We start from the raw sequence: 19,295 nt of genomic DNA on the forward strand, positions 1-19,295 counted from the left end.
CATGTCCAGCAGCAGTCCGCAGGCGCGCCGTGGCAACACGCGCCAGCGCATCCAGGACGTCGCACTGGAGCTCTTCGCCGAGCAGGGGTACGAGAAGACTTCGCTGCGCGAGATCGCAGAGCGGCTGGAGGTCACGAAGGCGGCGCTGTACTACCACTTCAAGACCAAGGAAGACATCATCATCAGCGTCTTCGAGGACCTGACGAGGCCGATCGACGAGCTGATCGACTGGGCGAAGCAGCAGCCGCCGACGCTGGACATGAAGCGCGAGGTGCTCCGGCGCTACAGCGAGGCGATGGTGGCGGGGGCGCCGCTGTACCGGTTCATGCAGGAGAACCAGGCGACGATGCGGGAGCTGAGCATCGGCGAGACGGTGAAGCGCCGGCTGTTCACGCTGGTCGAGCTGCTCCGCACGGAGGACGGGCCCCTGACGAACCAGGTGCGGTGCGTGAGCGCCCTGTTCACGCTGCACGCGGGGATGATGTTCCTCCAGCACGTGGAGGGCGACCCGGAGGAGACCCGCCTGGCGGCCCTGGAGGTCGCCACGGACCTCATCACGCAGGCCCACGAGGCGACCTGAGGCGGGGCGGCCGGACTGGGGGCCACCCACTGGGGGCCACCCGAAGATGAGTATCCGCACTCACGTCCGATCGTTCGCGTTCCCATACGGTGGGCGGGTCGGTGTGGAGTGTGCTGCGGAGGTGGACGGATGGGACACGGTCGGGCCATGGCCCGGGCGCAGGCGCAGGCGCACTTCGAGGACTCGGGCCGGCCCCTGCTGCGGAGCGCGGTGGCATTGGTGACCCTGTTGGCACTGACCGCCACGACAGCGGCGTGCGCGAGGAAGACGGCCGACTTGACCGAGCAGCAGGCCCGGATGCGTGCCGAGGAGATCGCGCAGCAGGCCGTTGCCGGAATGTCCCCGAAACCGACACTGCGGCAAGATCACTACTCCAGCAGTGGGTGCACAACCGAGTTCGGCACCGCCAAGCTGGACCAGGTCTCCGTCGACTACCGGCTTGAGGGCGTGCCCCCTTCTGCCGCGAGGGATCTCGTCCGTCAGGCCCGGGACGCGTGGGTGGCGCTGGGTTACAAGTTCCAGAGCAAAGGCTCCGACGGCGACTGGTCAGATCCCGCAACAGCCGTCTTCATGCACACCAGGCCCGACGACTTCTCGCTGAGCGCCCAGAACAGCATCACGGACAGGAGCACCGGTGACGGCATCGCCTACATCACCGTCCGATCGCCCTGCTACCTGAAGCCCACGGAGAGCCCCTCCCCCTCCCCGTAGCCGAGGGCGCCCGCGCGGGGAAGGGTCGCCCAGGTCCGGGTCCCGCCACCCGGCTCCCGGGACTCCCCGAAACCCCAGGCCCCGCCGCACTCCCGGACCACGACGGCCATGAGCCGCAGCGCGGCCCGCCGCCGGGCCTCGCAGTGGGCGGCCAGCCGGGGGTGGGAGTGGGGTGCGTGACCGTCGTAGACGGTGAGCCGCAGCGCATCGTCCCGATACCGGACGGAGAGGTAGAGACTCCGCCCAGGATCCAAATGCCAGGAGGCGGCGAGCAGTTCGCCGGTCACCTGCTCGGCGGCGACGGCGACCGCATCGAGCCGATGTGCATGCAGGACGGACCGTACGGTCCGACGCGCGATCTGCGCGCTGTACGCCTCGCCGGGCACGGTCAGGCTGCAGGTCAGCGCCTCCGGACAGGGCGGCTCGTCCCCGTCGGGAGCGGGCGGCGAAGCCGGACAGACGGTGAACCGGCCCTGGGCCGACTGCATGAAGGGGTTGAGCATCGCGAACTCCCTGTGGTTGCGAGTGGCTCCGCCGTGGGCGTGGTGGCCTGTCGCTGCGGCATGCGCATGCCGCAGCGATGCACTTCAACTCCCGTTGCGTGAGCGGTGCGTTACCCAATGTAGCGCCGAGCGGGCCAAATTTGGCCCGCTCGACGGGAGAAGTCAGCCGCTCGTGCCCAGAGGGCCTCGGGACGCGCAAGACTTCACGCCATGACCGCGAGGACAGCCACGACAGAGCGCCAGAAGAGGTTGGGGTACGAGCTACGCAGAATGCGTACGGCAGCGGGGGTTTCGGCCGAGTTCGCCGCCGGACTTCTGGGGGTGGACCGGGGTGCCATCTCCGCAATGGAGGCCGGGACGCGCGCCATCTCGACCGAGCGGCTGCGCACGCTGGCCTGCAACTGCGAAGTGACCGATGACCTGTACATCTCCGGACTGATGGAGATGGCGCAGCCAGCCGGACGCCAGTGGTGGGATCGCTATCGGGGCCAACTCCCCCAGGCCCTCCTGGACATCGCGGAAATGGAAGCCGGCTGCGTCCGCATGCGGGGCGCCTACTCCGTTCACATGCCCGGACTCCTGCAAACCTCCGACCACGCACTCGCCCTTTTCCGGATGGTGATCCCTCCCCTGCCGGAGCGCGAGGTCGCATTGCGGCTGGCGCTACGCGTCGAGCGCCAGCGCATCCTGGACGGCGAGAACGCGCCCGAGTTCGTGGCCGTCGTACACGAAGCCGCCCTGCGCATGCAGTTCGGCGGACGCGCCGTCTTGCGTGCACAGCTCGACCACTTGCTCAACCGGTCCGAGCAGGACAATGTGACTGTGCTCGTCCTCCCGTTCGACGCGGGAGGGTTCCCGGGTGCAGGGCAGACCGTGATCTACGCGGAGGGCCCGACAGCACAGCTCGACACCGTGCAGGTCGACAACTCCCACGGCCCCGACTTCATCCACGCGGAGACGCAACTCTCGAAATACCGCGCCCACTTCGCCCTGCTGGAAAGCCTGGCCCTGTCCGCCGAAGCCTCCCGGGACTTCATCCGAACCATCGCAAGCCAGCTGTGAGAGGGACACCGTGACCACCGTGACATGGGAAGACCCGTTCTGCGGAGAAGGCAACTCCTGCTACCGGATCGGGGTGGACGGAGAGGGCGGGAGCTACATCGCGGTGGCCGGGCAGGAGGCGGTGTACGTCAGCGACACCGCAGACGCGCTGCGGCAGCTGATCCGGGACATCAAGGCCGGCAAGGCCGACCACCTGCTGGCGGACTGACCCGTGGGGACGTGCACGGGCCGCGCCCGTACACGTCCCCACGACACACCCCAGGGCTGCAAGTCGCCCTCGTGCCGGCCGCTGCCCGCGGCTGGCCGTTCGGGCCGCTGAACCAGGAGGTGCAGCAGTAGCGGCAGCCTGCCGTCGGGCCGCCTGGGCCGTCCACCCGGCGGGAGGGTGAACAGCTCGACGGCGAGGGCCGTCTGGAGGCTGTTGCCGAACGACCCCCGCATCGCCGGCGAGCTGGCGCACTACTACAAGTTCGGGGAGCTCCTCGAGAAGGCGTGGAAGGACGGGGACGGAGCGGCGCTCGGCAAGTCCTTCGAGGCGATGAAGGAGCTTCAGAAGGACGCGGTGGAGCTGATGCAGATCAAGCGGCCGGACGGTGAGGACATCGCCACCTACGGGCCCGAGTTCCTCGTGGTCTGATCGGCCGGCGGCTACCCCGAGGAGCGGATGAAGGCGAACAGGCCGTCGGCGTAGCGGTCCGGGTGGGTGAGGTGGGGGACGTGACCGTCCCCCACCAGTGTCCGCATCTGCGCACGGCCGCCGAGCGCGGTGGCGAGCTTGCCGACGATCACCGGGAACCACGGCGGGCTCTCGCTGCCGAAGGTCAGCATCGCGGGGCCGGTGTAGCCGGAGAGGCGGGCGAGGTCGAGGCTCGCCCAGCCCGGGTCGCCGTGTTCGTCCATGAACGTGGGGGCGTTCGCGGTGAACGTCTCGCGGAACTGTTCCGGCAACTGCTCCCAGCCGCCCGGTCCGATGGCGACGTCGTCCACGAACCGCTGGGCGCCCGCCCGGTCCTCGCCCGCGCGCAGGGCTGCGAGAACGCCGTCGATGGCGGCCTCCATGGCCTGGAGCACCGGGCGGAGTTCCCGGTCCTCGTCGCCCACGATGCCCATGAGCGGGGGCTCGTGCACGGCCAGGCTGCGCAGCAGCTCGGGGCGGCGGCAGGCGAGGCCGAGCGCGGTCGAGGCCCCGAAGGAGTTCCCGGCCACATGGACCGGGGCGCCGAGGGTCTCGATGAGCGACGCGAGGTCGTCCTCGTCCTGCCGCCGGCTGCCCTGGCCCGGCGGGCGCTCGCTGCGGCTGTGGCCGCGCCGGTCGTAGACCAGTACGCGGAACGACTGCGCGAGGCGGGGGACGACGAGCTGCCAGTTCTCGTGGTCGACCCACGAGCCGTGGACCAGGACCAGGGGTTCACCCTCGCCCACGACCTCGTAGTAGAGGTCCACGCCGTTCACGCGAGCCCGTGCCATACCGAGTCTCCTCACCTGGGATACCGGAGGGGGCCCGAGCGCCCGCGCACAGACATACCGCGGGCCGGCGAACGGCACACCTCCCTGCGGATCACCAGGTGAGGCGGCGGTCCTCGGGGGTGATCGCGATGTCGTTGATGCTGGCTTCGCGGCGCCGCATGAGCCCGTTGCCGTCGAACTCCCACTGCTCGTTGCCGTGGCTGCGCCACCACTGGCCGGCGGCGTCGTGCCACTCGTACTCGAATCGGACGGAGATCCGGTTGCCGGTGTACGCCCACAGCTCCTTGCGGAGCCGGTAGTCGAGCTCGCGCTCCCACTTCTCGGCGAGGAACTCCCGGATCTCGTCGCGGCCGTTGAGGAAGCGGTCACGGTTACGCCAGAACGAGTTCTCGGTGTAGGCGAGGGCGACGCGCTCGGGGTCGCGGCTGTTCCAGGCGTCCTCGGCGGCCTGGACCTTGGCGCGGGCGGATTCCTCGGTGAAGGGCGGCACGGGCGGGCGTACGGCGGCGGGGTCGGTCATGGCGGTCACCTCTGTCGGACGAAGGAAGGGAGAACGGTCGTTCTCGACAAGGAAGGACGATAGAGAACGACCGTTCTCCGCGCAAGCGGTTCTGGGCTACGCTGCCTTCATGGACGACGAAGAGGCCCGCACCCGGCTGCTGGACGCGGCGGAGGCGCTGTTCTACGCCGAGGGCATCCAGGCCGTCGGCATGGACCGCATCCGCACGGAGTCGGGGGTGCCGCTCAAGCGGCTCTACAAGGTCTTCCCTGCCAAGGAGGTCCTGGTCGCGGCCTACCTCGAACGCCGCGACCGCCGCTGGACGGCGAGCCTGCGCGGCGCGGTGGCGGATTCCGCGGATCCGGTCGAGGCCGTCTTCGACTGGCTGGCGCAGTGGTTCTCGGAGCCGGACTTCCGGGGCTGCGCGTTCCTGAACGCGTACGGGGAGCTGGGCACGGGCCCCGCCGGGGTGCTGGACGTCGTACGCCGCCACAAGGCGGAGCTGCGGGAGCTGCTGGCAGAGCTGGCCGGCCCCGGCCGCGAGGACCTCGCGGACCAGTTGCTGATCCTGGTCGAGGGCGCGACGGTGGTGGCGGCCCTGGAGCCCGGCCCGGAGCCGGCCCACCGCGCACGGGAGGCGGCGTCGGCCCTGCTGCTCGCCCGGGAGGGCGGGCATGCGCTAGGTTGAACGCGTTCAACTCACTGCGGAGCAGAGTGCGGGGGCGGCCATGACGGCGACGGAGCCGGCCGGAAGAGCGGACAGAACCTGGACGCGCCGGGTGCGGCCCGTCCACTCCTGGCAGACCAAGATCGCGCTGACCGCTCTGGTCCTCCCGGCACCGATCACGCTCACCTTGCTCGGTGCGGGCGCGCCGGCCTTCCGGCTGGTCGTGACCCTCCTGCTGTTCTCGGTGCCTCTGGCCTTCCGGGCGGACCGGGCGCGGTTCATGACGTCCTGCGTGGCCCTCGGGATCGTGCTGGCAGGGTGGTCGATCCTCGGCGCGTGGGAAGGCACCTTGATCTTCTTCCCTTCGGCGCTGCTCCTGCTGTGCGCGGCGTTCGCGGATCCGCGCGAGTACCAGGGACCGGCCACGGTCGTGACCGCGCTCGCCTGCCTGCTGGCGGTGGTCCCCGGGTTGTTCTTCGTCGGCTGCCTGGCGGGACTCGTCGTCTAGCTGCCGCCGGCGGCGGTGGTGCGGGGGAAGGTGATCTCGACGCGGCGGTTCTTCTTGCGGCCTTCCTCGGTGCCGTTGTCGGCGATCGGGTAGTCCTCGCTGTAGCCGCGGACGTCGTAGACGACGCCGGGGCTGGTGACGGTCTTGGCGAGCTCCGTCTGAACGGCATCGGCGCGCTGCTTGGAGAGTTCCTTGCCGTGCTCGTAGCTGCCCTGGTCGTCGGTGAACCCGAAGACCCGGACGCGGGTCGCCTTCTGCGTGTTGATCTCGTTGGCGATGGCCTGTATCCGGGCGGCGGCCTGGGCGTTGAAGACGGCGCTGTTCTCGGGGAAGAGCACCTCGGACTGCAGGGCCATCATGACGGACTGGTTGGTCTCCTGCCGCCGCTGCTCACCGCCGAGGTCTTCGACGACCTCGGCGATGTCCAGGACCTTGATCGGAGCCAGGGTTCCGCCCTGGGGGATCTTCAGCCCGGGCGAGCTCGAGTCGATGGGCACGGGCGCGGAGGCCGATGGCTCGGTGCCGGGGGGCACGGACGGCTTTACGTCGTCGGCGTGGGCGCTTGTCGCGCCGATGAAGTGAGCCCCGGCGATGACGAGGCCTACTACGGCGGTGGATGCGGAGACGCGGTGGCGTTTATTCATGGGGGTCACCCGGAGATTTTGATGGTGGCCGTTGCGAAGGTGGGGAGGCTGAAGTCGACCTCCGCCGTGCCAACGGGCGGCGCCGGGAACTGGGCGAAGAACGGAATCGTCGCGCCGTGCTCGATGAGGGCGATTCCCGTGGTGCACAGGCACCTGCCGTCCGTGTCACGCAGGACGTAGTACCGCTTCTTGCCTGCCTTGTCGGTCACCGTGACTCCGGCGATCGACGTTCCGCTCTGAGTGAGCTCGTTACCTCTCCAGGCGGGCGTCTTCGCGTAGTCGGCGCTGCCGCCGTTCTTGAACTGGCCGCTGATGGTTAGGAATCCGCCGGCGTCACGAGTTGCCGAATTGACGGTCATCACCATGCCGTCCTCACCGTTGGCCGTGGCCAGTACCTGCGTCGGTGTCGGGCTGGAGCTTGCGCCCGTCGCAGGTGTCTGGGGAGTGGAACCCTGAGGGTTGGCTGCAGCAGATTTCTGCGGCTCCTTCGACTTACCGTCATCGCCACCGCCGCACCCGGCCAATGCGAAGGCGAGGACCGCCGCAACCGCTACGGCCGCTCCCCCGCGGGCTTTCACCGTGTGCCGAATGCTCATCTGTGCAGCTTCCTTGTCTCTCGTTCGCTTGTCAGTCGACCAGTCGTACGGTGAAGAGTGCCCTCGCCAGCTGGGACAGCGGGCCCGGCTTCGCCGGGTCCAAGCTGAGGGCCTTACCGCTGCACTCGAACGTGACGGTCCCGGCGCTCGGTGTGGGCGACGGGCTGGGTGTGGACGTCGGGGTGGGAGTGGGTGCGGCAGTGGGTGCCGAGCGGAGCGAGCATCGCGGTTCGATCCGGGCCTTGGCTGTGGCCTTGCCCTGCATGTCCCCACTCGCGGGGATGACCGACTTGCCCACTGTGTCGTTGGTCTTCACCGTGACGGTGAACTCGGGGGTGGCCGACCTGCAATCCGCGGTGGCATTGTTCAATTCGGCGAACTCGGCAGCCGCTCCGCAGGCGCCCGCCCCATCGAGGAGATCGCCGTTGACGATCTCCTCCCAGTCGGCAGGCTTGAGGGCGAGCAGGTCGAGCCCGAGGAACATGTTGTCCCTGGCTTCTCGGGCAGCCGCCAGCGCCGCCGCATCGGCGGCACCCTGTGCGTTGCTCCGCGTGGCGCCGGCCATTCCGACCACGAAGAAGGCGAGGGCGGCGAAGAGCAGACCCGCGACCACCACGATGTAGATGGGGAAGGCCTGCCCTTTGTCGCCGAGGAGGTCGTCCTCGGTCACTTGCCAGCCGTGATCGCGCCGATCTGACTCGTGATCTTGGCCGTAATCGTCTGACCGATGCCCGTGCCGACGATTGCGCCGATGATCACTACGACCACCAGGATGATGCCCAGGTATTCGAAGGCCGTCTGGCCTCGGTCCCGGGCGCCCTTGGTTTCGTACCGCTTCCGCATCCTCGCCAGGGTGTTCTGCAACATGGGGGTTCCCTCCCGGGCCGGTGCCGCTGTTGGTTTGCGGACCGTACGGGGAGTCACCGGTGATAACCAAGGGTCCCGGGGCCCAATTACGGACCCACTGCGCACTCCGTCTACCCATGGCCGGTCACCCCTGGACGGGCCGTTCCCAGCCAGCGCGCTATCGCCTCGCTGCGGCTCGTGCTCTGGAGCTTCGCGAAGATGCGGTTGATGTGGTTCTTGACCGTCTTCTCGCTGATGAAGCAGGTGGCGGCGATCTGCTGGTTGCTCATCCCGGACGCGATCAGATCCATGATCTCCACCTCCCTCGAACTCAGGCCGAAGAGAACCGAGTTGTGCAGTCGCTCAGGAGAGCGTGCCACAGATCGTTGCGGTTGCGAAGAGGTCCGGAGATTCGCGAGCAGCGCGCTCGCCGCCGTCGTCGTGAAGTGGGCCCGGCCCTCGCGGACGTCTCGGACCGCTCGGACCAGGTCTTCGGGCGTGAATTCGCCGTGGACGAGGTAGCCGCCTGCGCCCAGGAGGAGGGCTTCTCGGACAATCTCCGATTCCTGGCTGTACGTCAGCATCAGTACGGGCGCCAGCTGTACGAGGTGCGGCAGCGCCGAGATGCCGTCGACGCCTGGCATGCGGACGTCCAGCAGGATCACGTCCGGGGCGTGCCGGCGGGTCAGGCTCAGGGCCTCGCGGCCGTCTGCCGCCTGGGCCACGACCTCCAGGTCCCCGGCCGTCGCCAGGAGGGCTGCCAGGCCCGCCCGTACGACCGGGTTGTCGTCGGCGATCAGGACGCGGAGCGGCATCACGGGCTCCCCTCCGGGGTCAGGGCCGCGAGCGGGAGGTCCAGGCGGATGAGGGTTCCGGGGCCGGACGGCCGGGCTCCGATGTGGAGGCGGGCGCCGATCGACGCCGCGCGTTCCGTCATGCCGAGCAGCCCGAAGCGGCCCCTGCGGTGCAGGGCATCGGGCGGGAGGCCGCAGCCGTCGTCCTCGATGGTCAGGGTGAGGTCCCTCGCGTCCACCGCCGCCTTGACCACCACGCGCGAGGCTCCCGCGTGGCGGCGGGCGTTCTCCAGGGCCTCCGAGGTGACCGCCAGGAGGTGGTGCGCCACTGCGGAGGGGAGCACGGGGAGGACTCCCTCCGTACGGAGCTCCGCGTCCGCGCCGGCCAGGCGGCGCAGCTCCCCCTGTAGCGAGACCCCCGGTGCCTCCGTCTCCCGCCGCAGGTCCGTCAGCAGTGCGCGGGATTCCGCCGCCGCCGCGCGGGCCGCGCCCGAGAGGAAGAAGGCCTGGCGGCGCACGGTCGCCGGGTCCGTGGTGCGGGCGAGGGCGTCCGCCGCCAGGGCCAGGCCGTGCAGCGTCTTCGACACCGAGTCGTGCATCTCGCGGGCCAGGTGGTCCCGTTCGGCGCGCACCGCCTCGGCCACCGCCAGCCGGGCCCGCGTCTCCGTCAGGGCCTGGCTCGCCGAGCCGAAGCGGAAGAGCAGGTCCCGCAGCGAGGCACCGGCAGCGCCCGCCAGGAGGCACAGCACCGGCAGGGTCAGGCCGCCGCCGCCCACGGCCACCACGAGGGCCGCCGCCAGGGCCGCGTAGACCGCCGAGCCGCGCCACCCGTGGACCAGCCCGGCCAGCAGCGGTGTGCAGAGCACGGCGAAGCCGAGCGGCGACTCGGGCCTCGCCGTGACCAGCAGCAGCCCGCAGAACGCCATGTCCGGGGCCAGCAGCCAGCGGTGGCGCAGCAGCAGCGGCCCGAAGCGCTCCCAGTCGCGGAAGAGCACGTACGAGAGCATGAAGGTGAGCAGGATCGCGCCGCCGACGAGGTACGTCGGTCCGCCGCCCGCCGTGCGCCCCAGTGCCAGCGGCGCGCCCAGGCCGATCACCACCATCCGGAACGCGAACACCCGGCGGCACAGGGCCTGGAGGGCGTTCGCCTGGAGCGTGAGGGAAGGGGTCGGGGAAGGGGTCGGGGAAGGGGCCATGCCCTGCCGCTGCGCCCTCCCCCGCGCCGCCAGGTCGGCCAGGGGGATGTGGAGGACCGCCATGGCTCACCCGCCCCCGAGCATCGCGCCGAAGTCGACGTCCGCGCCGTACACGAAGCCGCAGACCAGCAGGATCAGCGTGCCCGGCAGCATGAACATCGTCACCGCGAACGTGGCCTTCGGGACGGCCCGGGCGGCCCGCCGCCGGGCGTTCTGGGCGTCCGTACGGCGCATGTCCTCGGCGATCGCGATCAGCGTCTCGACGATCGGCGAGCCCAGCTCCTCGCCCTGCTGGAGCGCGGTCACGAACTGCGCCACCTGCTCGGAGTCGTTGCGCGCGCGCAGCTCGTCGAAGGCCTGGCGGCGGCTGACGCCCATGTCCATCTGCTGCAGGGTGATCCGGATCTCGTCCGACCAGGGGCCCTCGTACTTGGCGGCCACCCGCTCCAGCGCCTGCCGGAAGCCGAGCCCCGCGCTCACGACGACCGCCAGCACGTCCAGGAAGTCCGGCAGCGTCCGCTCGATGTGGTCGCGGCGGACCCGGATCGCCGACCACAGGCCGACCTCGATCCAGAACAGGCCGAAGGCGACCATCAGCAGGGCCGGTACGAGCTGGCCGTTGATCAGCATCGAGAACGCGCCGAGCGCGCCCAGGAACCCGTAGACCGCGCGGCGCGCCGCGTACCGGTCGATCGTCAGGCCGGCCGGGTTGCCCGCCAGGTCGATCTGGCGCCGCTTGCGGGCGACCCGGTTCGGGCCCATCAGGCGCAGGACGAGCGGCGCCCAGCGGATGCCGAGGCGGTCGACTGCCGAGCCGACGGCCGTCGTACGGGTGGCGCCGACCTCCAGGGCGAGCGCGAGGTCGCTCGGCAGTTTCGTCTCGGCGCGGTAGAGGCGGATGCCGTGGAAGACGCCGAAGACCGACATCCCCAGCAGCAGGGCCAGCAGCAGAGCCGTCATGTCCGTCGCCCCCTCACACGTCGATCTTCGAGAGCCGGCGGATCAGGACGAAGCCGAGCGTGAAGAGCCCGATCGCCACCAGCACCGCCGTCTGGCCGATGAACGCGCCGGTCATCCGGTCCAGCGCGCCCGGCATCATCACGTTCACCAGCAGCAGCGAGCCGAGTCCGATCGCCGGTACCAGGTAGGCCGTCACCGTCACCTGGGAGAGCTGGGTGCGGATCTCGCGCCGCGTCTCCTTGCGCTGCTCCAGCGTCACCGTGAGGTTGCGCAGGCTGCCGACGATGGCGCCGCCCGCACGCGCGGACAGGACGAGCGTGGAGACGAGGACGACCAGTTCCCGGGAGGGAAGCCGTTCGGCGATCTCGCCGAGGGACTCCTCGATGGAGTGCCCCACGGCGAGCCGGTCGGCGACGCGCGCGAGCTCCTCGCCCGCCGGGGCCTCCAGCTCCTCCGCCGCTATGGCGATGGCCGTACGCAGGGCCAGCCCGGCCTGGGTGGCATTGGCGAGGATGCGGGCGAGCTCGGGGAGCTGGTTGATGAACCGCTCGGTACGGCGCGCCCGCTGCCAGTTGAGGAAGGCCTCCGCCGCCCACAGGCCGATCAGGCCGGCCACCGGGCCGAAGAACGGGGCCAGGAAGCTCGCCGCGACGAGCCACACACCGGCGACGGACATCAGCATGTAGACGAAGAACTCGCCGGGGGTGAGGTCCAGGCCGGTCACGGCCAGCTTCACCTCGATCCGCTTGCCCAGCGCGGTCCTGCGCAGGCGCCGGTCCACGCCGGGGAAGCGGCGTCTGCGGCCCGCCGGCTCCGGTGCGCCGTCCGTGGCGAGGCGTTCGATGAGGGCGGCGCGCTGGGCGCGGCCGGCGGCGTAGGCGTGGACGCCGACGACCACGAGGACGCAGGCCAGCAGCGTGGCGCCGAGGGTGAGGAGGATGAGTGGGTTCACAGGACGGTCCGGGTGATGCGGGTGGCGAGCTGGTCGTCGGACATGGCGACCCCGAAGGCCTGCGGGATCGGCTGGTTGTTCATGTAGAGGCGGTCCGCGATCCGGCGCGGCAGCGGGTAGTACTCGAAGTAGCCGTGGACGCGGCCGTCGGCGCCCATCGGCTGGGCGGCGAACCGGCAGACGGTGGTGATGCGGAAGGGCTCGCGGCCGTGCGAGTCGAGGATGGCGATCTCCGTGACGCGGCGCGAGCCGTCGCCGAAGCGGGTCAGCTGGACGACCACGTTCACCGCGCTGTTGATCTGGTCCTGCAGGGCCTCGAAGGGGACTTCCACCTCGGACATGGAGGCGAGGGTCTGCAGGCGCATCAGGGCGTCCTCGGCGCTGTTCGCGTGGACGGTGGCCAGGGAGCCGTCGTGGCCGGTCGACATCGCCTGGAGCATGTCGAGCGTCTCGCCGCCGCGGACCTCGCCGACGATGATGCGGTCGGGGCGCATGCGCAGGGAGTTGCGTACGAGGTCGCGGATGGTGATCCGGCCCTTGCCCTCCACGTTCGCCGGGCGGGATTCGAGGCGGATGACGTGCGCCTGCTGGAGCTGGAGCTCCGCGGAGTCCTCGATGGTGATGATCCGCTCGCCCTCGGGGATCAGGCCGGAGAGGGCGTTGAGGAGCGTGGTCTTGCCGGTGCCGGTGGCCCCCGACACGATGACGTTCATCTTCGCCTGGACCAGGCCGGACAGGAGCAGGAGCATCTGCTCGTCCAGCGAGCCGAGGCCGATCATCTCGTGCAGGGTGAACGCGCGCGGGAAGCGGCGGATCGTGAGGGTGGCCCCGGTCAGGGACAGCGGCGGGATGATCACGTTGACGCGCTCGCCGCTGGGCAGGCGGGCGTCGACCATCGGATTGGCCTCGTCCACCCGGCGGTTGACCGTGGAGACGATCCGCTCGATGGTCTGCATCAGCTGCTCGTGCGAGGCGAAGCGCAGCGGCAGCTGCTCGACCCGGCCGGCGCGTTCGACGAAGATCTGGTCCGGGCCGTTGACCATGATCTCGGAGATCGAGGCGTCCTCGAGGAGCGGTTCGAGCACACCGAGACCGAGCGCCTCGTCCACGACCCGGCGGATCAGCTGCGCCCGCTCGACGGTGGAGAGGACGGGCCCCTCGCGGCTGATGATGTGCCCGAGTACGCGCTCCAGCCGGGCCCGGCGCTCGGCGGGCGCGAGCGCGGACATCTCGGCGAGGTCGATCTCCTCCAGCAGCTTCGCCCGGTACGCGGAGACCAGCCGGCCGTCCTCGCGGGGACTGTGCCGGTCGTCGGGGGTGTTGACCCGGGAACGCAGGCTCATGGTCCGGTCACCTTCGGGTCGTCGTTGGGCATGATGGCAGTTGCCCTGGCCGGGTCGATGGACAGGCCCGGCACGATGGACTTGATCGGGATGCTGACCTTCGCGGTGACCGCGTCGGGGACGGAAGACACGTCGATCGTCGCGTCGAGGCCGGAGCTGATGGCCGCCCTGCCCGCCGCCGACCCGGCGCCCGGGTTGCGGGCCTCCACGCGTGCGGCGGTGCGGGCAGCGGTCTCGGCCTGCTGGTGGACGTAGCCGACCCAGCCGAGCTGGATCCCGCACAGTGCGACGAACAGCAGGATCGGGATGAAACCGATGTACTCCAGGGCCACTTGGCCCCGGTCCCGGTCTCGTTTCACCTCAGTCCTCCTCTTCCTTCGCGGAGCCGCCCTCGCCCGTGATCGGGGTGCCGATGTCGAGGCCCGGGAAGAAGACCGGGAGGTTGAGCTTCACGGTCGCCTTGTAGACGTCGCCCGACTCACGGCAGCGCACGCTCATGTTCCAGGCGCCCCCGACATGCCGCCGCGCAGCGGCGTCGCACGCCCCGTCCCCGTGCACCGCCCCCACCCGCGCCGCCTCGTCCGCCGCGTTGCCCGCCAGGGAGAACGCGTACCCGATCAGTACGCACTCCCACACCGCCGCCACGAGCAGCAGGATCAGCGGCACCATGCCGACGAACTCGACCGCCACCTGGCCGCGGTCTCCCCGGGCGGCGCGGACGGGTCTCCGCGCGGACACGCGTCAGCCCTCCCGGCCGCGGCGCAGCCAGGGGCCCGCCGCGCCCCGGTCGCCGCCCCGCAGGCGCGCCACCGGGCCGGGGGCCCGTACGGCCAGGGCCGCGCCCGGGGTTCCCGAGGCGGCGGCTGCGGGCTCTGCCGTGGACGGGGGTGTCAGCAGACCGAGTTCGCCCGCCAGTGTCCACAGCGCCTGCTTCACGCTGGAGCGGTTGTCGAGGTCCTGCACCCGTCCCGCGTCCACGACCGCCTGGAGCTCCTTGAAGGCCGCCGGCACCGGGGTCCGGGTGGCCCGGGTCTTCGTGATCTTCTCGATGAGCGCGGGCTGGATCTCCGTGTGCTTGCTCCAGCGGTTGACCACCATCGCGGTGTCCTCCGCCTTGCGGACCTGGAGCCGCTCCCACATCCGGACCAGCCGCTTGGCCGCCCGTACGGAGACCACGTCCGGGGTGGTGACCAGGACCGCCACGTCCGCCATCTCCACCGCCGCCGCGTTCGCGCCCGTCACCTGGGTGCCGCAGTCGATCACGACGAGCTCGTACCGGCTGCGCAGGGCTCCGACGATGTGCCGGGCGGCGCGTTCGTCGACCTCCTCGCCGCGCTCGCCGTCCGCCGGGGCCAGCAGCAGTGCCAGCCCGGTCCGGTCGTCGTACACCGCGTCCTGGAGCACCCGCGGCGAGATGTCCTGGATCCCGGCGAGGTCGGCGATGGAGCGCCGGAACTGCACGTCGAGGTACGAGCCGACGTCGCCGGCCTGGAGGTCCATGTCGACCAGGGCGGTACGCCGCCCCGAGGCGGCCGCGGCCAGCGCGAACTGCACGGCGGTGAAGGTGGTGCCGACGCCGCCCTTGGCCCCGGTGACGGTGACCACCGTGCCGCCGGGGCCGGTGAACACGTCGGCCCCCCGGCCCAGGTGGCGGCGTACGCCCACGGACCACTGGGCGGCGGCCTGGACACGGGCGGCGAGTTCCTCGTACGCGAGCGGCAGCCCGATCAGACCCCGGGCGCCGGAGTCCATGGCGGCGGAGAACAGCGCCGGGCCCGCGTCCGAGGACACCAGCACCACGCCCACCGCCGGGAAGCGGAGCGCGACCTCGCGGATGAGGTCGAGCGCGGGCACCGGGCCGATCCGCTCGTGGACGAGGACCACCTCGGGCAGTTCGTCGATGGACTCGGCGGCCAGCCGCCCCAGGGTGTCCAGCAGCGAGGTGGAGTCGGGGACCGGGGCGCCCGGCTCGGCGGCCGGGAGCTGGCTGAGGAGGGTGGAGATGGCGCGGGCGGCGTCCGGGTCGCCGGCCGCGGGGAGGATTCGGGTGGTCATCCGGGCCTCACTTGTCCCCGTCGAGGGTGTACGTACGGTCGCCCGCGCCGGGCGCGGAGTCGGTGCCGGGGGCCACCAGGGCCAGGCGTACGTGCTCCGCGAAGGACTCGGCGTACGCGACGCGCTGGGTGTCCTTGGTGTTCAGGGCGAAGGTGATCGGGACCGCCTCGGCCGGGCCCTTCTTGTCGCTGTCCTTGTCGAGGGCGGTGAGCTTGCCGACGTTCAGGACGCGCGCGTTGGCCACGATGATCACCGACCGCGAGGGCTCGGTGTCCTTGGCGCCCTTGAAGGTGGCGATGATGTTGACCTTGGCCCCGGAGTAGATCTTGCCGGCCACGCCGGTCGACGCGTCGATCATGATGGCGATCTCCTGCTCCCCGGGCTGGAGCTGCGGCTTGTCGACGAACATGCCCGCCTGGAGCAGTGAGCCCTTGCGCAGGGTGGTGAGCGTGATCTTGTCCTTGAGCTGCCCGAGGTCGGTGACGGCGGTCTCGGACAGCCAGCGCTCGGGGATCGAGACTTCCTCGAACTGGCCCGCCGACAGCGGGCTGTACGGCGCGATGTCGCCCTTGGCGCGGTACGCGACAACCTCGGCCCCGACCTTGGAATTGACGTCGCCGATCACCACGAGGACCCCGCCGAACGCCGCGAGGGCGCACAGGACCGACAGGAGCAGCAGGATGACGCCGCGGCGCTGGCGTGAGTTCATGGGCCGTACTACCTCGCCGTTCTTCGTTCGTTCGGGCCGGTCAGTGTCTTGGTCTGAAGGAGCCGGGAGAGCCGGAGAACGCCGGGGGTGCCGTCCGGCGCCCGTCCTCGGCCGGCGGCGGTGCGGCCAGTGGCGCGGCGCAGAAACCGCAGCGGTCGCCGATGAGCTCGAGGCCGCACCAGTGGCACTGCTCGCGCCGGACGGAGGCGACGAGCTGGTACAGCACGGACGGGTCCGGGATGGCGGCGGCGAACTCCACGAGCTTCGTCGTGGCCCACCAGACGGGCGAGTCGGCCGGGAGCGGGTTCTCCATGACGCCCTGGACCTGCCAGGCGGGGGCGAGTTCGGCCGCCACCCAGTCGGAGGCGAGCTGGCCGCGGGCGAAGGTGAGGTGGGTGGCGAAACCGGGGCCGGGCGGCAGCCCGGCGCCCGCTGCGCCCCCGGAGCGCCCGCCTCCGCCGTGCCCGCCGTGTGCGCCGCGCCCGCTGTGCCCGCCCTGGGCCTTGCCGCCGGAGCCGCTCAGCTTGACCACGTGCGGGGTCGGGTGGGCCAGTACGGCGAACTGCGCGTTCGGCGACCACGAGCGCGCGTGGGCCTTGAGGCCGACCGCGACCCGGTCCAGTCTGGCGACCGAGCCCAGCAGGGCCCCCGCGTGGATGTAGTGGGACAGCAGCCGGGCCGCGGAGGCGATGACCCCGGGGCTGAAGTCGCAGACGCTGAGCTGGCGCAGCTGACGTACCAGCAGGGCCGTGGCCAGCGGGGGCAGATCGAGGTCGACGAGCGCGATCCGGTCGGTCTCCAGGATGGCCCGCACCGTGTGCAGCCGCTGGACGGTCGCCGTCGGCAGCCAGGGCGGTACGAAGACCACGAGATGGCCGTGGCGCTCCAGCAGGGCGCTCGTCTCGGCGAGCGCGCCCGCCAGGTCGAGCTGTCCCGGCGGGTGCAGTACGACGGCCGGCGGTGTGTGCCGGTCAGGGGCCGGCAGCACCAGATCGGCGCTGGTGACGGCAATGGCGGTCGGCACGCGAATCCCCCTGTTCACCCCGTACGCCCCATACGTCGGCGCCGCCGTCGCGTACGCGCACCCCTGCGCGACCGCAAACGATCGGCGCCCTTCCCCCTTGCCCCAGCACCATATCCGCGTCGTCCCTGGCAGGGCAGGGCCTTGGGAATTCCCGTGCTGCAGGCACCTGTCACAGGTGGCGGGAAACCCGGACAACCGGGATCGGACGCCCGATCAATTCAAGCCACATCGCAAAGAGTCTTGACACGGAGATTGGTCTGGACCAACTTGGGGCCAACACGTTGACGGGTTCCCCCACTTACGCCCGAAGGCGTTCCTCCACCTGCCCCTCCGCCTGTTCCACCACCCCCTTCACATCCCCTTCTCCCCCCACGGAGACCACGTGAACCGCATACGCTCGCTCGCCCTCCTGGGCGCCGCCACCCTCACCGCCGGCGGCCTGACCGCCCTCGCCACCGGCACCGCGCAGGCCGCGGACGTCAACGTCGCCCGCAACGGAGGCTTCGAGTCCGGGCTCGCCGACTGGACCTGCACCTCCGGGAGCGGCGCCGCAGTGTCCTCGCCCGTGTACGCCGGGGCCGGCGCCCTCAAGGGCACCCCCGCGGGCCAGGACAACGCGCAGTGCAGTCAGACCGTCACGGTCAAGCCGAACTCGACGTACACGCTGAGCGAGCAGGTGCAGGGCTCCTACGTGTACCTCGGCGCGACCGGGACGGGCACGCAGGACGTGTCCACCTGGACCCCCGGCTCGGGCGGCGGCTGGCAGAAGCTGTCGACCACCTTCACCACCGGCCCGAACACCACCCAGGTCACCGTGTGGACGCACGGCTGGTACGGGCAGGCCGCCTATGTCGTCGACGACTTCAGCGTCTTCGGCCCGGACGGGGGCGGCGGCACCGACCCCGGCCCGTCCGTGCCCGGCGCCCCGGCCGGGACCGCCGTTTCCGGCCAGAGCTCGAACGGGCTCACCCTTTCGTGGAACACGGTCAGCGGGGCGACCGGCTATCACGTCTATCAGGACGGTGCCCGGGTCAAGACCGTGTCCGGCTCCCCCGCCCAGATCACCGGGCTCGCCGCCGCCACCTCGTACTCGTTCCAGGTGAGCGCGTACAACGCGGCCGGCGAGGGCCCGAAGTCGGCGGCGGTGACCGGCACGACGACCGGTGGCGGGAACCCGAACCCGAACCCCTCGGTCCCCAAGCACGCGCTGACCGGCTACTGGCAGAACTTCAACAACGGCGCGACCGTCCAGAAGATCTCGGACGTCTCGTCCCAGTACGACATCATCGCCGTCTCCTTCGCCGACGCCACGACCACGCCCGGGGCCATCACCTTCAACCTCGACTCGGCCGGTCTCGGCGGCTACACGGTCGCGCAGTTCAAGGCGGACATCGCCGCGAAGAAGGCGGCCGGCAAGTCGGTCATCCTCTCCATCGGCGGCGAGCGGGGCACCATCTCGGTCAACGACTCGGCCTCCGCGAACAACCTGGCGAGCTCGGCGTACGCGCTGATGCAGGAGTACGGCTTCAGCGGGATCGACATCGACCTGGAGAACGGCCTCAACCCGACCTACATGACGCAGGCTCTGCGCTCGCTGTCCGCCAAGGCCGGCTCCTCGCTCGTCATCACGATGGCCCCGCAGACCATCGACATGCAGTCGACGGCGGGCGGCTACTTCAAGACGGCGCTGAACATCAAGGACATCCTCACCGTCGTCAACATGCAGTACTACAACAGCGGCTCGATGAACGGCTGCGACGGCAAGGTCTACTCGCAGGGCTCGGTGGACTTCCTCACCGCGCTGGCCTGCATCCAGCTGGAGGGCGGGCTCGACCCCTCGCAGGTGGGCATCGGCGTACCGGCCTCGCCGAGCGGCGCGGGCAGCGGGTACGTCTCCCCGACCATCGTGAACAACGCCCTGGATTGCCTGGCCAGGGGCACGAACTGCGGATCCTTCAAGCCCTCGAAGACCTACCCGGGGCTGCGCGGCGCGATGACCTGGTCGACCAACTGGGACGCCCAGGCAGGGAGCGCTTGGTCCAACTCGGTGGGGCCGAAGGTTCACAGCCTGCCCTAGGCGGTACGTGTGGGGGTGGCCGTCCCGGCACATTTGGCCGGAATGCAGTTCTTGACCGGGACATGCCACAAGAGCACGCTGTGCGCATCCGCACGGCTACCC

25 protein-coding genes are annotated in these 19,295 nt (G+C 70.8%); 8 read left to right on the forward strand and 17 right to left on the reverse strand.

Translation table 11 applies throughout. The annotated features are described in order from the left end of the window. Position 1: 1 nt before the first annotated feature. Both AB0M76_RS11775 and AB0M76_RS11780 read left to right on the forward strand, forming a co-directional pair. Positions 2-580, forward strand: a complete 579-nt coding sequence (locus AB0M76_RS11775; protein WP_266664267.1) for a TetR/AcrR family transcriptional regulator — start codon at positions 2-4, stop codon at positions 578-580. Positions 581-709: 129 nt separating this feature from the next. Then, a complete protein-coding gene (locus AB0M76_RS11780) occupies positions 710-1,291 on the forward strand; it encodes a hypothetical protein (RefSeq protein ID WP_365952692.1) in 582 nt (193 codons plus the stop codon). On the opposite strand, the gene AB0M76_RS11785 is transcribed toward AB0M76_RS11780, so the two are convergent. After that, positions 1,252-1,794, reverse strand: coding sequence for an ATP-binding protein (locus AB0M76_RS11785; protein ID WP_365952693.1), 543 nt, complete (start codon positions 1,792-1,794; stop codon positions 1,252-1,254). The genes AB0M76_RS11780 and AB0M76_RS11785 overlap by 40 nt on opposite strands. A 210-nt stretch (positions 1,795-2,004) precedes the next feature. Between AB0M76_RS11785 and AB0M76_RS11790 the strand changes: the two genes are divergently transcribed. The 3 genes from AB0M76_RS11790 to AB0M76_RS11800 all read left to right on the forward strand — a co-directional run bounded on the left by AB0M76_RS11790 (position 2,005) and on the right by AB0M76_RS11800 (position 3,493). Next, a complete protein-coding gene (locus AB0M76_RS11790; RefSeq protein WP_365952694.1) occupies positions 2,005-2,856 on the forward strand; it encodes a helix-turn-helix transcriptional regulator in 852 nt (283 codons plus the stop codon). A 10-nt stretch (positions 2,857-2,866) separates the two neighbouring features. Continuing rightward, positions 2,867-3,064 carry a hypothetical protein gene (locus tag AB0M76_RS11795; protein WP_266664275.1) on the forward strand — a complete coding sequence of 66 codons (198 nt, stop codon included), beginning with the start codon at positions 2,867-2,869 and terminating at the stop codon, positions 3,062-3,064. A gap of 213 nt (positions 3,065-3,277) precedes the next feature. Further along, a complete protein-coding gene (locus tag AB0M76_RS11800) occupies positions 3,278-3,493 on the forward strand; it encodes a hypothetical protein (protein ID WP_365952695.1) in 216 nt (71 codons plus the stop codon). 11 nt (positions 3,494-3,504) lie between these two features. Here AB0M76_RS11800 and AB0M76_RS11805 read toward each other — a convergent pair whose 3' ends face one another. Both AB0M76_RS11805 and AB0M76_RS11810 read right to left on the reverse strand, forming a co-directional pair. Continuing rightward, positions 3,505-4,323, reverse strand: a complete 819-nt coding sequence (locus AB0M76_RS11805; RefSeq protein WP_365952696.1) for an alpha/beta hydrolase — start codon at positions 4,321-4,323, stop codon at positions 3,505-3,507. Between the two features lie 91 nt (positions 4,324-4,414). Beyond that, positions 4,415-4,843: a nuclear transport factor 2 family protein gene (locus tag AB0M76_RS11810; protein ID WP_365952697.1), complete on the reverse strand. Its 429-nt coding sequence runs from the start codon at positions 4,841-4,843 to the stop codon at positions 4,415-4,417. Between the two features lie 109 nt (positions 4,844-4,952). Here AB0M76_RS11810 and AB0M76_RS11815 point away from each other — a divergent pair, with 109 nt between their 5' ends. Further along, entirely contained in the window at positions 4,953-5,510 is a 558-nt protein-coding gene (locus AB0M76_RS11815; protein ID WP_365952698.1) for a TetR/AcrR family transcriptional regulator, read from the forward strand. A 40-nt stretch (positions 5,511-5,550) separates the two neighbouring features. Beyond that, on the forward strand, positions 5,551-5,997 hold the full coding sequence (locus AB0M76_RS11820; protein WP_365952699.1) for a hypothetical protein: 447 nt from the start codon (positions 5,551-5,553) through the stop codon (positions 5,995-5,997). On the opposite strand, the gene AB0M76_RS11825 is transcribed toward AB0M76_RS11820, so the two are convergent. From AB0M76_RS11825 to AB0M76_RS11890, 14 genes are all read right to left on the reverse strand, one after another. After that, complete coding sequence (locus AB0M76_RS11825; RefSeq protein WP_365952775.1) at positions 5,994-6,641, reverse strand: OmpA family protein; 648 nt, start codon at positions 6,639-6,641, stop codon at positions 5,994-5,996. The genes AB0M76_RS11820 and AB0M76_RS11825 overlap by 4 nt on opposite strands. Before the next feature lie 5 nt (positions 6,642-6,646). Beyond that, positions 6,647-7,237 (reverse strand): hypothetical protein, encoded by a 591-nt coding sequence (locus AB0M76_RS11830; protein WP_365952700.1) that lies wholly within the window; start codon positions 7,235-7,237, stop codon positions 6,647-6,649. Between the two features lie 31 nt (positions 7,238-7,268). Continuing rightward, positions 7,269-7,907 (reverse strand): pilus assembly protein TadG-related protein, encoded by a 639-nt coding sequence (locus AB0M76_RS11835; RefSeq protein ID WP_365952701.1) that lies wholly within the window; start codon positions 7,905-7,907, stop codon positions 7,269-7,271. Beyond that, the gene (locus tag AB0M76_RS11840) at positions 7,904-8,104 is read right to left on the reverse strand and encodes a hypothetical protein (RefSeq protein ID WP_365952702.1); all 201 of its coding nucleotides are present in this window, start codon (positions 8,102-8,104) and stop codon (positions 7,904-7,906) included. Before AB0M76_RS11840 ends, AB0M76_RS11835 begins: the two co-directional genes overlap by 4 nt. A 110-nt stretch (positions 8,105-8,214) precedes the next feature. Continuing rightward, a complete protein-coding gene (locus AB0M76_RS11845; RefSeq protein ID WP_365952703.1) occupies positions 8,215-8,898 on the reverse strand; it encodes a response regulator transcription factor in 684 nt (227 codons plus the stop codon). Beyond that, a complete protein-coding gene (locus AB0M76_RS11850; RefSeq protein WP_365952704.1) occupies positions 8,898-10,136 on the reverse strand; it encodes an ATP-binding protein in 1,239 nt (412 codons plus the stop codon). The genes AB0M76_RS11845 and AB0M76_RS11850 overlap by 1 nt, the downstream gene beginning before the upstream one ends. Positions 10,137-10,139: 3 nt before the next feature. Next, positions 10,140-11,033 carry a DUF5936 domain-containing protein gene (locus AB0M76_RS11855; RefSeq protein WP_365952705.1) on the reverse strand — a complete coding sequence of 298 codons (894 nt, stop codon included), beginning with the start codon at positions 11,031-11,033 and terminating at the stop codon, positions 10,140-10,142. 13 nt (positions 11,034-11,046) lie between these two features. Then, positions 11,047-11,985, reverse strand: coding sequence for a type II secretion system F family protein (locus AB0M76_RS11860; protein ID WP_365952706.1), 939 nt, complete (start codon positions 11,983-11,985; stop codon positions 11,047-11,049). Beyond that, positions 11,982-13,328 carry a CpaF family protein gene (locus tag AB0M76_RS11865; RefSeq protein WP_266996753.1) on the reverse strand — a complete coding sequence of 449 codons (1,347 nt, stop codon included), beginning with the start codon at positions 13,326-13,328 and terminating at the stop codon, positions 11,982-11,984. The genes AB0M76_RS11860 and AB0M76_RS11865 overlap by 4 nt, the downstream gene beginning before the upstream one ends. Continuing rightward, the gene (locus tag AB0M76_RS11870) at positions 13,325-13,687 is read right to left on the reverse strand and encodes a TadE/TadG family type IV pilus assembly protein (protein WP_365952707.1); all 363 of its coding nucleotides are present in this window, start codon (positions 13,685-13,687) and stop codon (positions 13,325-13,327) included. Before AB0M76_RS11870 ends, AB0M76_RS11865 begins: the two co-directional genes overlap by 4 nt. 1 nt (position 13,688) lies before the next feature. Then, positions 13,689-14,066 carry a TadE family protein gene (locus AB0M76_RS11875; protein WP_365952708.1) on the reverse strand — a complete coding sequence of 126 codons (378 nt, stop codon included), beginning with the start codon at positions 14,064-14,066 and terminating at the stop codon, positions 13,689-13,691. A gap of 3 nt (positions 14,067-14,069) precedes the next feature. Further along, positions 14,070-15,383, reverse strand: coding sequence for an AAA family ATPase (locus tag AB0M76_RS11880; protein WP_365952710.1), 1,314 nt, complete (start codon positions 15,381-15,383; stop codon positions 14,070-14,072). Between the two features lie 7 nt (positions 15,384-15,390). Beyond that, positions 15,391-16,092: a Flp pilus assembly protein CpaB gene (gene cpaB / locus AB0M76_RS11885; protein WP_365952711.1), complete on the reverse strand. Its 702-nt coding sequence runs from the start codon at positions 16,090-16,092 to the stop codon at positions 15,391-15,393. Between the two features lie 40 nt (positions 16,093-16,132). Continuing rightward, positions 16,133-17,116 (reverse strand): hypothetical protein, encoded by a 984-nt coding sequence (locus tag AB0M76_RS11890; RefSeq protein ID WP_365952712.1) that lies wholly within the window; start codon positions 17,114-17,116, stop codon positions 16,133-16,135. 382 nt (positions 17,117-17,498) lie between these two features. On the opposite strand from AB0M76_RS11890, the gene AB0M76_RS11895 reads away from it, so the two are divergent. Continuing rightward, complete coding sequence (locus AB0M76_RS11895; protein WP_365952713.1) at positions 17,499-19,193, forward strand: glycosyl hydrolase family 18 protein; 1,695 nt, start codon at positions 17,499-17,501, stop codon at positions 19,191-19,193. Positions 19,194-19,295: the final 102 nt, after the last annotated feature.

The organism is Streptomyces sp. NPDC051364 (assembly GCF_040682115.1).
In the GTDB taxonomy this organism is placed as follows: domain Bacteria; phylum Actinomycetota; class Actinomycetes; order Streptomycetales; family Streptomycetaceae; genus Streptomyces.